The organism is Kluyvera sp. CRP (assembly GCF_019930565.1).
GTDB lineage: Bacteria > Pseudomonadota > Gammaproteobacteria > Enterobacterales > Enterobacteriaceae > Kluyvera > Kluyvera georgiana_A.
Genome location: NZ_CP082841.1, coordinates 440,701 through 455,049, shown reverse-complemented (window position 1 = coordinate 455,049; position 14,349 = coordinate 440,701). Strand labels below are relative to the sequence as shown.

Below are 14,349 nucleotides of genomic sequence, written 5' to 3'. Positions count from 1 at the left end.
CTCACACAGATTGTCTGATGAAAAATAGCAGTAAAGAATCTCTGCAGGCTTGTAGCTCAGGTGGTTAGAGCGCACCCCTGATAAGGGTGAGGTCGGTGGTTCAAGTCCACTCAGGCCTACCAAATTCGTCCCGCGGATTTGAGGGAGATTCGGAATACGATGGGGCTATAGCTCAGCTGGGAGAGCGCCTGCTTTGCACGCAGGAGGTCTGCGGTTCGATCCCGCATAGCTCCACCATCTTTACTGCAACAAACCAAGAAAACTTCAGAGTGTACCTAAAAAGGTTCACTGCGAAGTTTTGCTCTTTAAAAATCTGGATCAAGCTGAAAATTGAAACGACACACTGTGTCTGTTCTCCGTAACAAGAACAGATAAGCGGTGTGTTCGAGTCTCTCAAATTTTCGCAATCAGAAGTGAAACATCTTCGGGTTGTGAGGTTAAGCGACTAAGCGTACACGGTGGATGCCCTGGCAGTCAGAGGCGATGAAGGACGTGCTAATCTGCGATAAGCGTCGGTAAGGTGATATGAACCGTTATAACCGGCGATTTCCGAATGGGGAAACCCAGTGTGATTCGTCACACTATCGTTAACTGAATACATAGGTTAACGAAGCGAACCGGGGGAACTGAAACATCTAAGTACCCCGAGGAAAAGAAATCAACCGAGATTCCCCCAGTAGCGGCGAGCGAACGGGGAGCAGCCCAGAGTCTGAATCAGCTTGTGTGTTAGTGGAATGGTCTGGAAAGTCCGACGGTACAGGGTGATAGTCCCGTACACCAAAATGCACAGGTTGTGAACTCGAAGAGTAGGGCGGGACACGTGGTATCCTGTCTGAATATGGGGGGACCATCCTCCAAGGCTAAATACTCCTGACTGACCGATAGTGAACCAGTACCGTGAGGGAAAGGCGAAAAGAACCCCGGCGAGGGGAGTGAAAAAGAACCTGAAACCGTGTACGTACAAGCAGTGGGAGCACCCTTTGGGGTGTGACTGCGTACCTTTTGTATAATGGGTCAGCGACTTATATTCTGTAGCAAGGTTAACCGTATAGGGGAGCCGAAGGGAAACCGAGTCTTAACTGGGCGTTAAGTTGCAGGGTATAGACCCGAAACCCGGTGATCTAGCCATGGGCAGGTTGAAGGTTGGGTAACACTAACTGGAGGACCGAACCGACTAATGTTGAAAAATTAGCGGATGACTTGTGGCTGGGGGTGAAAGGCCAATCAAACCGGGAGATAGCTGGTTCTCCCCGAAAGCTATTTAGGTAGCGCCTCGTGAATTCATCTTCGGGGGTAGAGCACTGTTTCGGCTAGGGGGTCATCCCGACTTACCAACCCGATGCAAACTGCGAATACCGAAGAATGTTATCACGGGAGACACACGGCGGGTGCTAACGTCCGTCGTGAAGAGGGAAACAACCCAGACCGCCAGCTAAGGTCCCAAAGTCACAGTTAAGTGGGAAACGATGTGGGAAGGCTCAGACAGCCAGGATGTTGGCTTAGAAGCAGCCATCATTTAAAGAAAGCGTAATAGCTCACTGGTCGAGTCGGCCTGCGCGGAAGATGTAACGGGGCTAAACTGTGCACCGAAGCTGCGGCAGCGACGCTTATGCGTTGTTGGGTAGGGGAGCGTTCTGTAAGCCTGCGAAGGTGTCTCGTGAGGGATGCTGGAGGTATCAGAAGTGCGAATGCTGACATAAGTAACGATAATGCGGGTGAAAAACCCGCACGCCGGAAGACCAAGGGTTCCTGTCCAACGTTAATCGGGGCAGGGTGAGTCGACCCCTAAGGCGAGGCCGAAAGGCGTAGTCGATGGGAAACAGGTTAATATTCCTGTACTTGGTGTTACTGCGAAGGGGGGACGGAGAAGGCTATGTTAGCCGGGCGACGGTTGTCCCGGTTTAAGCATGTAGGCGGAGCGTTTAGGTAAATCCGGACGCTTACTAACGCTGAGGTGTGATGACGAGGCACTACGGTGCTGAAGTAATAAATGCCCTGCTTCCAGGAAAAGCCTCTAAGCATCAGGTAACATCAAATCGTACCCCAAACCGACACAGGTGGTCAGGTAGAGAATACCAAGGCGCTTGAGAGAACTCGGGTGAAGGAACTAGGCAAAATGGTGCCGTAACTTCGGGAGAAGGCACGCTGATATGTAGGTGAAGTGGTTTACCCATGGAGCTGAAATCAGTCGAAGATACCAGCTGGCTGCAACTGTTTATTAAAAACACAGCACTGTGCAAACACGAAAGTGGACGTATACGGTGTGACGCCTGCCCGGTGCCGGAAGGTTAATTGATGGGGTTAGCGGCAACGCGAAGCTCTTGATCGAAGCCCCGGTAAACGGCGGCCGTAACTATAACGGTCCTAAGGTAGCGAAATTCCTTGTCGGGTAAGTTCCGACCTGCACGAATGGCGTAATGATGGCCAGGCTGTCTCCACCCGAGACTCAGTGAAATTGAACTCGCTGTGAAGATGCAGTGTACCCGCGGCAAGACGGAAAGACCCCGTGAACCTTTACTATAGCTTGACACTGAACACTGGTCCTTGATGTGTAGGATAGGTGGGAGGCTTTGAAGCGCGGACGCCAGTTCGTGTGGAGCCATCCTTGAAATACCACCCTTTAATGGCTGGTGTTCTAACGTAGACCCGTAATCCGGGTTGCGGACAGTGTCTGGTGGGTAGTTTGACTGGGGCGGTCTCCTCCTAAAGAGTAACGGAGGAGCACGAAGGTTAGCTAATCCTGGTCGGACATCAGGAGGTTAGTGCAAAGGCATAAGCTAGCTTGACTGCGAGAGTGACGGCTCGAGCAGGTGCGAAAGCAGGTCTTAGTGATCCGGTGGTTCTGAATGGAAGGGCCATCGCTCAACGGATAAAAGGTACTCCGGGGATAACAGGCTGATACCGCCCAAGAGTTCATATCGACGGCGGTGTTTGGCACCTCGATGTCGGCTCATCACATCCTGGGGCTGAAGTAGGTCCCAAGGGTATGGCTGTTCGCCATTTAAAGTGGTACGCGAGCTGGGTTTAGAACGTCGTGAGACAGTTCGGTCCCTATCTGCCGTGGGCGCTGGAGAATTGAGGGGGCTGCTCCTAGTACGAGAGGACCGGAGTGGACGCATCACTGGTGTTCGGGTTGTCATGCCAATGGCATTGCCCGGTAGCTAAATGCGGAAAAGATAAGTGCTGAAAGCATCTAAGCACGAAACTTGCCCCGAGATGAGTTCTCCCTGACTCCTTGAGAGTCCTGAAGGAACGTTGAAGACGACGACGTTGATAGGCTGGGTGTGTAAGCGTAGCGATACGTTGAGCTAACCAGTACTAATGAACCGTGAGGCTTAACCTTACAACGCCGAAGATGTTTTGGCGAAGAGACTGATATTCAGCTTGATTACAGATTAAATCAGAACGCATAAAGCGGTCTGAAAACAGAATTTGCCTGGCGGCTGTAGCGCGGTGGTCCCACCTGACCCCATGCCGAACTCAGAAGTGAAACGCCGTAGCGCCGATGGTAGTGTGGGGTCTCCCCATGCGAGAGTAGGGAACTGCCAGGCATCAAATAAGTGAAGAAGCCCATCCTGACGGATGGGCTTTTTTGCGTCTGTACGAAATAGAAAAGCGCTCAGATCGCGCTATTCGTCTTCATCAGCATATAACTGCCTGAGTGCATTGATATTGACGATTAAAATTTTGCCGTACTTCGCGTCTATCCATCCCAATTTCTCCCACGCAACCAACCGTTTATTGATGGTTTGGCGAGTTGTATTAATGATTGTCGCCAGATCGTCCTGCGTCAGATAGAGATTGATCAACACTCCCCGTTCATGCGGCTCGCCGTATCCCTCTGATAGGCTGACTAACCGCTTTGCGAGGCGCGCAGACACCGATAACAACGTGCTGTCATGCAGCATGGTGAAGGCATTGCGTACCACTTTACACAATAGTAACGCCAGAAAACGATGAAGAATCGGGTAGTTTTGCAGAAGGAACTCAACATCGCGGGGCTTTAGCGTCAGGAGTATCGTCTTACCGATCGCCCTCGCATCGTGGGTGCGGGTAGACTTATCGATCATGCCAATTTCGCCGAACCAGTTGCCCGGCGAAAGATAGCGGAAAATACACTCTCTGCCATCGGCAGAGACGGAACTCACCTTCACGGAACCGGTGATGACCGCATACAAACCCAGCGATTCATCACCGCGGTAGTGAATGATTTCACCATTCTCGTATTGATACAGAGTGGCGCGGGACACCATCTGTTCAATGAGATAATCCGGTAGTGCGCGAAACCAACTGCTGCCAAGCAGAATCGTGTTGATCTCCTCTGGCGAAATGACGGGATCATGTGACGGTGCTACGGCCAATATCTTAACCATCGTTGTGACTGCCTGAGGTTGATTGTTGTCGTAGCACTGTATCATTTCCTGTTAATCAGAGTGGCGCAGATATTTTGCCTCGCTGGCCGATACGTTGCGGTTGGCGGGCGGCGTGTTCATGGGCTTTTCAATGCCGAACCGACGGAGCGCCAGAATCATCAGGCTGCCCGCTGCCGTCACCATGGCCAGGAAATAGAGCCCCGCCTGTGCAGAGTGAAAGGTTTGTTCCGCCCAGACGCGCAGGTTTGGTGCCACAAATCCTCCCAGATTCCCCATCGAGTTAATCAACGCGATGCCCGAAGCGGCTGCCGCACCGCCAAGATAAGAAGAGGGGAAGGTCCAGTATAACGGCTGCATTGCCAGGTGCCCGGCAGCAGCGACGCACAGAGCGACAATGGCAATCAACGGGATACTGTCTGCGAGCCCGGAGATGGCAATCCCGACGGCGCCGGACATAAAGGTGATAGAGGCAACATAACGACGCTCCTGCAATCTTTCCGAAATACGCGGCACGTAGTACACCGCGATAGCCGCGCACAGCGGTGGAATAGCGGTAATGAAACCGACCAGTAAGCCCACTTTGGTGCCCATCAGCGTAGCGATTTGCGTCGGCAGGAAGAAGTAGATCCCATAACCGCATACCTGCACCGTAAACCAGATCAGGCATAAATAAAGCACACGGATGTCCAGCAGCGCTTGCCACACCCCTTTCGGACCGTGGGCGAGTTTGACCTGTTCCTCCTGATCCAGCGTTTTATTTAGCGCCTCTTTTTCCTGTTTTGTCAGCCAGCTAGCGTTATCAGGGCGGTCATCAAGATAGAAGAAGACCCAGATGCCAACGGCGGAGGCGAGCAGACCTTCCACGAGGAACATCAACTGCCAACCGTGCAAACCAAATGCCAGTACCGTGCCCTCAAGCGACAGCAGTGAACCGGAAAGCGGCCCGCCGATGATGAAGGCCAGCGGTGCGCCAAACAGAAAGTAGCCGGTGACGCGCGCGCGGATATGCTGCGGGAACCAGAAGGTCAGATAAAGAATAACCCCGGGAAAGAAACCTGCTTCGCTGACGCCAAGCAGGAAGCGTAAGAAGATAAAAACCGACTCCGTGTGGGCAAACATCATCGACGCGGACACGAGGCCCCAGGTCACCATAATACGCGCAAGCCAGACGCGAGCGCCGATACGATAAAGCAGTATATTGCTGGGGACTTCAAACAGCGCATAGCCGATAAAGAAGATCCCGGCGCCGAAAGCGTAAGCCGCATCACTGAGGCCGGTATCCAGCTGAAACTCTTGTTTGGCAAAGCCAATGTTGGAACGATCCAGATAGGCCAGAATAAACATCAACGTCACCATCGGGATGATCCGACGAATGGATTTACGGATTGCCAGTGATAAATCCTGATCGGTAGGGGCGGGCATAAATCACCTCTTTGTATTTGTCATTATTGTTGTGGCCCGAGCCGTGCCCGGGCGATACAGGTTGGTTTATCTTACGCTAAAGCGCTCAAGCGCCTCCTGGCGAAGGGTAGTGCCGGCGCCAGGCGCGGTGGGCAGAGAATAGTAGCCCTCGTTGACTTCCACCGGATCGACGAAGCAGTCCAGCGTCCAGGGGATAAATTCCAGCAATGAGCAGGAAGGATGCGCCATGACCAGGTGCAGCTGCGCCTGCATCATGTCACCGTGATGTGGCGTGACCGGCAGATTGAAAGCCTGACCCAGATCGGCAATTTCCCAAACCGCCGTCAGCCCCCCACAACGCGTTGCATCGGGCTGCAGGTAATCCACGGCACCCGCCAGCACAAATTCTTTAAATGAATCAAATTGATAGAGAAGCTCGCCCAGCGCAATCGGCGTGTGGATATGTTCAGCCAGCGTACGGTGGCTTGCGACGTCATCGTGCCACATTGGCTCTTCAAACCAGGTGATATCGAAATCCGCCAGCCGTGAGCCGTATTGTTTGGCGGTACTGATGTCCCATTTGGCGTTCGCGTCGACCATCAGATTCACGTCATCGCCGATCGCCTTTCTGACGGCCTCAATACGTTTGAGATCCTCACGCGGGTCCGGCTTGCCGATTTTCATTTTGATGGCATTAAACCCTTCTTCAAAAATCATTTTCTTGCAGTCATCAACCAGCTCCGCCGTATCACGGACCAGCCAGCCGCAGTCGGTGTTATAGGCGAGAACGCGGGTGTTTTTCGAGCCGCCAAAGACTTTCCATAGCGGCTGCTCGACCATTTTGGCTTTAAGATCCCACAGCGCGATATCAATGGCAGAGAGCGCCATTTGCATCAAACCGCCGCGACCAACCCAGATATTGGTCGAACTGCGCGACATCTTACGGTGCAGATAGCGGACTTCGCTGGCATCTTCGCCGATCAGCATGGGGCCGAAAACGTCCTGAATGATCGTGGTGATAAGGCGGTCGGTGGTGATATCGGCATGGGTGCCGGTATAGCCATAGCCAACAAGACCGGTATCCGTTTCGATCATCACCCCCGGCATTCCCCAATGGGTAATGCTATGGGTTGAGTCGCCGATAATATTTTTCGTGACCGGCACGTGCATAATAAACGTGGTGAGTTTGGTGATTTTCATTGCTGCTTCCTGTGTCTGTATGTCCTGACGGATGGCCGCAATGTAACAACGGCCCTCCGGCAAGGCTGTCAAACGGTTGACACATCCTCGGAAGCGGAAGGGATTAACTGCGTTTTTTGAAGTGGATCGCGAATTTGGCCGCTGCCTGCCGGGGTGACAGACAGCGTGATATCAGGCCATCTCTCCAATCGTCTTACGAAAACGAACCAGCGCGATAGTAAAAAAGACGCCGCCAATTGCCAGCAACGTTAAGAACTGCGGCCAGACGATGGCAAAGTCCGCCCCACGATAGAGAATGGCCTGTGCCAGGCTGACAAAATGCGTCGTCGGCATAGTTTGCATAATATCCTGCACCAGCTGCGGCATGCTCTCGCGCGGCGTGGACCCACCGGAAAGCATCTGTAGCGGCAGCAGCACCAGGATCATCAACAGCCCCAGTTGCGGCATTGAGCGGGCAATCGTCCCCATAAAAATACCGATCGACGTCGTGGCAAACAGGCTCAACGCCACCCCCAGCATAAACAGCGGGATCGATCCTTCAATCGGCACTTGCAGCACGCCTTGCACCATCAATATCAGCGACAGCCCCGACACCACCAGAACAACCAGCCCCATCGACCAGATTTTGGCAAGCATTATCTCAAACGGCGTCACCGGCATCACCAGCAGGTGCTCCACCGTTCCATGCTCGCGCTCGCGAATCAGCGCTGAACCGGTCAGGACAATCGCCAGCATGGTGATATTGTTGATAATCGCCATCACTGCGCCAAATCGTTCCTGTTCAAGGTTGGGGTTAAAGCGCATCCTCACCGCCAACTCCACCGGCAGCACGCTATTTTCGCGGTAGCGGGACACAAAGCTGTTCACCTCGGCGGTCACGATATTCTGGATATAGCCATTGCCGGTAAAGGCCTGACTCATGCGTGTGGCGTCAACGTTTACCTGCAAATCAGGCTGCCTTCCTGCCAGCACATCTCGTTGAAAATTAGGCGGAATGTTAATGGCGAAGGTATAGCGCCCGGCATCCAGCCCGGCGTCCATTTCATCGGCGGTGATAAGCTCCGGCTCCAGAAACCACGGACGATAGAAACTATTGATAATCCGTGAGGAAAGCTGCGATTTATCCATGTCGGCAATGGCGATTGGCGCCAGGTGCAATGAGCCCGGCATCACCGTCGCGGAGGAGTAAACCGAGACGGTAAAGGCAAAGACGATCAGCGCCAGCATTGCTTTATCGCCCAGCAGGCTGCGCAGCTCTTTCACACCGAGGTTATAAATATTGCGTAATCCGCGCATTACCCCTCCTGTTTTTTCAGCAGCCATACGGAAAGCCCCAATACCAGCGGTACGGCAATCAGTAAGGGAATAAACGATCCCCACAGGTCACCCAGACCCAGCGCCTTCGAGAAGGTGCCGCGGGCGATAGTCAGGAAATGGCTGGTTGGATAAATCTGGCCAATCCAGCGTCCAGGCCCTTCGAGCGAGGCTACCGGGTCGATCATGCCGGAAAACTGCGTGGCGGGGATCAGCGTAATGATCGCCGTACCAAAGATCGCCGCAATCTGGCTCTTCATAAAGGTGGAGAACAGCAGCCCCAGCCCGGTGGCGATCGTCACGTTTAGCAGCGCCGCCAGCGTGAGCGTCAGGAAGCTGCCCTTGTGCGGTACGCCGAAGACAAACACCGACAGCGCGCACAGCAGCAGAAAGTTGAACATCCCCAGCACGATGTACGGCACCTGCTTGCCGAGCAAAAACTCGCTGCGGGTGGTTGGCGTGACGTACAGATTGATGATCGACCCCAGTTCTTTTTCCCGCACTACGCTCAGCGCGCTGAGCATCGCCGGGATCATCATCAGCAGCAGCGGGATCACCGCAGGGACGATCGCCGGCAGGCTTTTCACGTCCGGGTTATAGCGATAGCGTGTCTCGATAGAAATCAACGACGTATCCCGGCTGGCAGAAGGCTGACGCCCAGCCATCTCCTGCAACCACGCAAGGTGCATCGCCTGCACGTAGCCGCGCACCGTTTCCGCGCGGTTTGGCATCGCGCCATCCACCCACACGCCAATCTGCACCGGCGTGCCGCGGGCAATATCGCGGCCAAAGTTAGGTGGGATCTCTATCGCCACCGCCAGCTCGCCGTCGCGCATGCGACGGTCGAGATCGTCGTAGCTATACAGCGGCGGCTGCTCGATAAAATAGCGCGATCCGGCAATGTTCTGCGTCCAGCCCTGACTGCTAACCGTTTGATCGCGATCGAGTACCGCAAAACGCAGATCCTCGACGTCCATGCTGATTCCGTAGCCCATGATAAACATCAGGATCACCGTACCGAGCAGCGCCAGCGTTGAGCGCACCGGATCGCGCTGCAGCTCCAGCGCCTCGCGGCGGCTGTAGCTGAACAGGCGGCGCAGACTAAAGGCCTGGCGCGGCAGCTCGTTCTCACTCTTACGCGGCGTATCCACCATTTCCGCGACGGGAGCCGGGTCAGAAGCCTCCTGCAGATAAGCGATAAAAGCCGCTTCCAGCGTGGCTGCGCCGCGCTGTTCCACGAGCGCCTGCGGCGTATCGCTGGCCAGCACCTTGCCCGCATGCATCAGTGAAATACGGTCGCAGCGCTCCGCCTCATTCATAAAGTGGGTGGAGATAAAAATGGTGACTTTATCTCGTCGCGCCAGATCCACCATCAGCTGCCAGAACATATCGCGCGCGACCGGATCGACGCCGGAGGTCGGTTCATCGAGGATCAGCATCTCCGGGCGATGAATCACCGCCACCGCCAGCGAAAGGCGCTGACGGATCCCCAGCGGCAGCGCTGCGGGCAGGGCATCTTCGACCTCGGTAAGCATAAAGCGCTGGCTCATTTCCGCCACACGGCCAGGGATCTGATCATCCGGTATATGGAACAGCTTTGCATGCAGCTCCAGGTTCTGACGTACGCTCAGCTCGCTATAGAGCGAAAAAGCCTGCGACATATAGCCGACGCGGCGGCGGGTGGCGATATCTTTCGGATCCACCGGCTGACCGAACAGCCAGGCCTCGCCCTCGCTGGCGGGCAGCAGCCCGGTCAGCATTTTCATGGTGGTGGATTTACCGCAGCCGTTAGACCCCAGAAAGCCAAAAATCTCGCCGCGGGCAATGCGGAAGTTAACGTGGTCAACCGCGACAAAATCGCCGAAGCGCATCGTCAGGCCACGAGCTTCAATGGCAATCTCTTCTTCGCTCGCGTCGCGTGGTGGGATGATCACCTGCTGGTGCGCATTGCGCTGCGCTTCTGGCAGCAGCGCGATAAACGCCTGTTCCAGCGTCTGGCTGTCGGTTTGCGTACGCAGTTCTTCCGCGCTGCCGGTGGCCAACACCTCCCCGTCGTTCATCGCGACCAGCCAGTCGAAGCGCTCGGCTTCTTCCATATAGGCGGTAGCGACCAGTACGCTCATGTCAGGCTGGCGCTCGCGGATACTGTCGATAAGCGTCCAGAATTGCGCGCGGGAGAGGGGGTCGACGCCGGTGGTGGGTTCATCGAGGATCAAAAGCTGCGGATCGTGGATCAGCGCGCAGCACAGGCCCAGTTTCTGCTTCATACCGCCGGAGAGCTTCCCGGCCGGACGATCGCGGAACGGCGCCAGCCCGGTGCTGTGCAGCAGCTCATCAATACGCGCTTCGCGCTCGTGTTTATCGTGACCGAACAGACGGGCGAAGAAGTCGACGTTTTCGTACACCGACAGCGTGTGATAAAGGTTTTTACCCAATCCCTGCGGCATCCAGGCGATCTTCGGGCAGACATCGCGACGATGTCGGGCGTCGCGCATATCGCCGCCAAGCACCATCACATTACCCTGTTCAATCACTCGCGCGCCGGCAATCAGCGACAGCAGACTGGATTTGCCCACACCGTCCGGGCCAATCAGCCCCACCATGCAGCGAGACGGAATGGTCAGCGTGATGTCGTTGAGCGCCACTGTCGTGCCGAAACGCTGTCCGACGTGCTCAAGCCGAGCGACCGGGGGATGTGCGTCCTGTTTCATTGCGGCAGCCTCACCATCAGCATGGCAGGCCACTGCTGTTGGTTATCCAGTCGGACATAGGCCATGCCCGGCAGACCGGTTTTCACATATTCCAGGTGTTCTGCCAGCAGCTCGGGCGGAATGCGCGCCTTAACGCGGAACATCAATTTAAGCCGCTCGTCGCTGGTTTCTACGGTTTTCGGCGTGAACTGGGCGACGCTGGCGACAAAGCTGATATGGGCAGGGATCACCAGATCCGGCGCGGCGTCGAGGATCAGACGCACCTCGCTGCCGAGTGCCAGCAGGCCAGCCTGCTCGGTTGGCAGGAAGAAGGTCATATAGACGTCGGCCAGGTCGACCATATTCAGCACCCGACCACCGGCGGCCAGCACTTCGCCGGGTTCGGCGACGCGGTACTGAATACGTCCGTCGCGCGGCGCTTTCAGCGTGCTATCGTCAATGTCGGCCATGATACGTCGCTCGGTGGCCTGAGCGGCTTCAACGCGGGTTTGCGCCTGGATAATGCTGGTACGTGCCGCTTCGATGGCCGCTTTAGCCGCAGAAACCTGGGCGCGGGCAGATTCCAGCGCAGCCCGACCGCTTTCGGCGGCGGCGCGGTCATCATCAAGTTGCTGAGCGGATACCGCGCCGCGCTGCGATAGCGTGCTGGAACGGGCGTGGCGTTTTGACGTTGAGTCAAGTTCAGCCTGGCGCTGTTTCACCACCGCTTCGCTGGCGCGCATTTCGCTTTGTCGCTGGTCGAGCAGGGCTTTTGCCGCGGCGACGGCGCTCTGCGCCTCTTTAATCTGCGCGGCGGCTTCGAGCCGCTGTTCATTCAGGACGCGGGTGTCCATCTTCGCCAGGATCTCGCCCTGGCGGACAAACTGCCCCTCTTTGACCAGAATCGCCTCGATACGTCCGGCGGTTTTGCTGGCGATATCCACTTCGGTGGCTTCAATTCTGCCGTTGCTGCTGGCGAAGCCTTCTGGTAGCCCCGGTGGACGCAGCATCCACCATGTCACGGCGGCAATGGCCACCGCTAAACCGACGAGATACCAGGCCCAATGCCGCTTGAATTTGTCCATACGCTACCCGCTCTGTTCCCTGTTACTGAGTGGCGCGCGTTTCGTACTGAGGAGGGGAAAGGATGCTGTGAAGTGTGCTACTCATGTGGTCATCATCAGCAATCCTGGCCGTAAATGAAACACGCATAAATATAGCTACTGTCAATGTCATACTAGCATCGGCATTGATTATGTCCATACCATTAACAGGGACTTGCTGATTGTGTAACACGATTAATCAAAACAGGCGAAGGGCATCCGCACAGCCTGATGCCCTTATGGCGCTCAGAACAAAATGGGGAGCCCCAGCCCGCGCTTGACCGCGTGCAGCGTCTGCTGCGTCACTGCATGCGCCCGCTCACTGCCCTGGCGTAAGAGATCCAGAAGCATCGCTTTATCCTGAATGACGGTCGCGCGGCGTTCGCGAATGGGGGCCAGCAGCTCCTGCAAACAGGTTTCCAGTTCGTTCTTACACTGCCTGTCGCCCAGCCCGCCGCGCTGGTAGTGCGCCTTCATCTCCGCGACCAGCGTTTTGTCGGGATGGAAGGCATCAAGGTAGGTAAAGACGACGTTGCCCTCAATTTTTCCCGGGTCGGCCACGCGCAGATGGTTGGGGTCAGTAAACATGGCGCTGACCGCCTGGTGGATCTCCGCCTCGCTGGCTGACAGCGTCAGCGTATTACCGAGCGATTTCGACATTTTAGCGCCGCCGTCAATTCCCGGCAGGCGGCTGACGTCGCTGAGCAGCGCTTTGCAGTGGCGTAGCACCGGTTCGGTCGTCAGGCTATTCATCTTGTGCACGATCTCGTTGGTTTGTTCGATCATCGGTAGCTGATCGTCGCCAACGGGCACCCGATCGGCACCAAATGCGGTAATGTCGGCGGCCTGGCTGATGGGATAAACCATAAAGCCCACCGGCAGCGCGCGCGAGAAACCTTTCTGCGCAATCTCGTTTTTCACCGTCGGGTTACGCTCCACGCGGGCGACGGTAACAATATTCATATACAGCGCGGTCAGCTCCGCCAGCGCGGGCAGGGCGGATTGCAGGCAAATGGTGGTGCGTTGCGGGTCGATGCCGACGGCGAGATAGTCGGCCATGACTTCCAGTATGTTGTGGCTGATTTTCTGCGGATTGCTGCCGTTGTCGGTCAGCCCCTGCAGGTCGGCAATCAGAATAAACTGTTGGTGTTCATGCTGAAGCTGCACGCGTTGGCGCAGCGAGCCAGCATAATGTCCAAGATGTAGCTGTCCGGTAGGACGGTCGCCGGTAAGAATGGTGTGTGTGGTGTTCATCAGTCGCTCCTTATAAGACATAAAGCCGAAAGACGTGACTGAAAAACAACAAAGCCGCCTTCCGGCGGCTTTGAAAAAGATAACGTAACCCGTGCCGCCTGTTATAAAGGCAGCCACCAACGATTTGAGCGGGTAACGGTTACGTTTGTGTTCATCCGGACATCGTGCCATCAACCCGGCTTGGTTGTCTACCCCTGACATGATCAGTACGGCGAATTTTTTACGAAATGATTAGCCAATTTTTTCCAGAAAATAATAACGTTACGTAACCTTATTGATATTTAATTATGAGGGTGACGTTTGATTATATCCCTTATATACATTACCACTAATATTCAAAATAATTTGTGTTTGTCATGCGAAAATAGCGAATTGTGTAGCATTATTTATTAGATCTAAACTACTGCGCCGTTGCAGCAACTAAGCCGTTACTTCGTTGTTGTATAACAAAATAAACACCATGCATTAACAATGAAATACTCGTAATGGAGGAGGTTTAATCCTTTTTATTGAGTTGTTTGTTCGATATTTACGAAACAATACCAATGCATTGCTTTACATGTTTTTATTTATTTTTAGAATAATCTCAGATGCCATAATTATTTAACTCAACATACCTACCTTCAGCATGAGAAAGACATTATTAGTGACCGCACTATTTTGTAGCCTGCTGACTGCGGGCATCACCACCATATTTGTTGTTCATGAGATGTATCCTGATACCACCTCTGTGTGCCGTATTGATTTTTCCCGTAAAGCGCTGCTGCGCGTCAAAGATGATTATCTACGCGGCCGTTTTCCCCACTGGTATCGTGAAAAGCGCACGCTGGGCACCCTGACGCCAGAACTCACCTTCGGCGAAGTTTCGATTGAAGAAGATGAGTATCGCGTGCCGTTCGTGGCGAAAGGGCCATCGGCCAGGCTCGCACGTATTGGCTTTGTTGATTGCGAAACCATGGACGTCGAATACATCGCCGGTCAGTAGGGCCATTTTACAATCCATGCTGTTTAGGT

At 54.8% G+C, this 14,349-nt stretch carries 8 protein-coding genes, 2 tRNA genes and 2 rRNA genes; 5 read left to right on the top strand and 7 right to left on the bottom strand.

What is annotated here, in order from left to right; translation table 11 throughout:
* Positions 1-45 precede the first annotated feature (45 nt).
* The 4 genes from K7B04_RS02085 (at position 46) to rrf (ending at position 3,551) form a co-directional block, all read left to right on the top strand.
* Positions 46-122, top strand: a tRNA-Ile gene (locus K7B04_RS02085).
* 39 nt (positions 123-161) lie between these two features.
* Positions 162-237 (top strand) — tRNA-Ala (locus K7B04_RS02080).
* A 198-nt stretch (positions 238-435) separates the two neighbouring features.
* A 23S ribosomal RNA gene (locus K7B04_RS02075) occupies positions 436-3,343 on the top strand.
* A gap of 92 nt (positions 3,344-3,435) precedes the next feature.
* Positions 3,436-3,551 (top strand): 5S ribosomal RNA (rrf, locus tag K7B04_RS02070).
* Between the two features lie 78 nt (positions 3,552-3,629).
* Here rrf and K7B04_RS02065 read toward each other — a convergent pair.
* The 7 genes from K7B04_RS02065 to trpS form a co-directional block, all read right to left on the bottom strand.
* Entirely contained in the window at positions 3,630-4,373 is a 744-nt protein-coding gene (locus K7B04_RS02065; protein WP_223803407.1) for a Crp/Fnr family transcriptional regulator, read from the bottom strand.
* A gap of 51 nt (positions 4,374-4,424) precedes the next feature.
* On the bottom strand, positions 4,425-5,795 hold the full coding sequence (locus tag K7B04_RS02060) for an MFS transporter (protein ID WP_223803406.1): 1,371 nt from the start codon (positions 5,793-5,795) through the stop codon (positions 4,425-4,427).
* A 66-nt stretch (positions 5,796-5,861) separates the two neighbouring features.
* Complete coding sequence (locus tag K7B04_RS02055; protein WP_163449109.1) at positions 5,862-6,974, bottom strand: mandelate racemase/muconate lactonizing enzyme family protein; 1,113 nt, start codon at positions 6,972-6,974, stop codon at positions 5,862-5,864.
* Positions 6,975-7,145: 171 nt separating this feature from the next.
* Entirely contained in the window at positions 7,146-8,270 is a 1,125-nt protein-coding gene (locus K7B04_RS02050; RefSeq protein ID WP_163449108.1) for an ABC transporter permease, read from the bottom strand.
* Positions 8,270-10,999 carry a ribosome-associated ATPase/putative transporter RbbA gene (gene rbbA / locus K7B04_RS02045; protein WP_223803405.1) on the bottom strand — a complete coding sequence of 910 codons (2,730 nt, stop codon included), beginning with the start codon at positions 10,997-10,999 and terminating at the stop codon, positions 8,270-8,272. The genes K7B04_RS02050 and rbbA overlap by 1 nt, the downstream gene beginning before the upstream one ends.
* On the bottom strand, positions 10,996-12,063 hold the full coding sequence (locus K7B04_RS02040; protein WP_167576979.1) for an HlyD family efflux transporter periplasmic adaptor subunit: 1,068 nt from the start codon (positions 12,061-12,063) through the stop codon (positions 10,996-10,998). The genes rbbA and K7B04_RS02040 overlap by 4 nt, the downstream gene beginning before the upstream one ends.
* Positions 12,064-12,327: 264 nt before the next feature.
* Complete coding sequence (trpS, locus tag K7B04_RS02035) at positions 12,328-13,335, bottom strand: tryptophan--tRNA ligase (protein WP_223803404.1); 1,008 nt, start codon at positions 13,333-13,335, stop codon at positions 12,328-12,330.
* Between the two features lie 646 nt (positions 13,336-13,981).
* Here trpS and K7B04_RS02030 point away from each other — a divergent pair.
* Positions 13,982-14,320 (top strand): YebF family protein, encoded by a 339-nt coding sequence (locus tag K7B04_RS02030; RefSeq protein WP_163448861.1) that lies wholly within the window; start codon positions 13,982-13,984, stop codon positions 14,318-14,320.
* The last annotated feature ends 29 nt before the right edge of the window (positions 14,321-14,349 follow it).

Excerpts from the sequence above, each read along its gene's own strand:
- K7B04_RS02055 (WP_163449109.1), bottom strand. The coding sequence starts at position 6,974 with ATGAAAATCACCAAACTCACCACGTTTATTATGCACGTGCCGGTCACG.
- K7B04_RS02040 (WP_167576979.1), bottom strand. The coding sequence starts at position 12,063 with ATGGACAAATTCAAGCGGCATTGGGCCTGGTATCTCGTCGGTTTAGCG.
- K7B04_RS02060 (WP_223803406.1), bottom strand. The coding sequence starts at position 5,795 with ATGCCCGCCCCTACCGATCAGGATTTATCACTGGCAATCCGTAAATCC.
- rbbA (WP_223803405.1), bottom strand. The coding sequence starts at position 10,999 with ATGAAACAGGACGCACATCCCCCGGTCGCTCGGCTTGAGCACGTCGGA.
- trpS (WP_223803404.1), bottom strand. The coding sequence starts at position 13,335 with ATGAACACCACACACACCATTCTTACCGGCGACCGTCCTACCGGACAG.
- K7B04_RS02050 (WP_163449108.1), bottom strand. The coding sequence starts at position 8,270 with ATGCGCGGATTACGCAATATTTATAACCTCGGTGTGAAAGAGCTGCGC.
- K7B04_RS02065 (WP_223803407.1), bottom strand. The coding sequence starts at position 4,373 with ATGGTTAAGATATTGGCCGTAGCACCGTCACATGATCCCGTCATTTCG.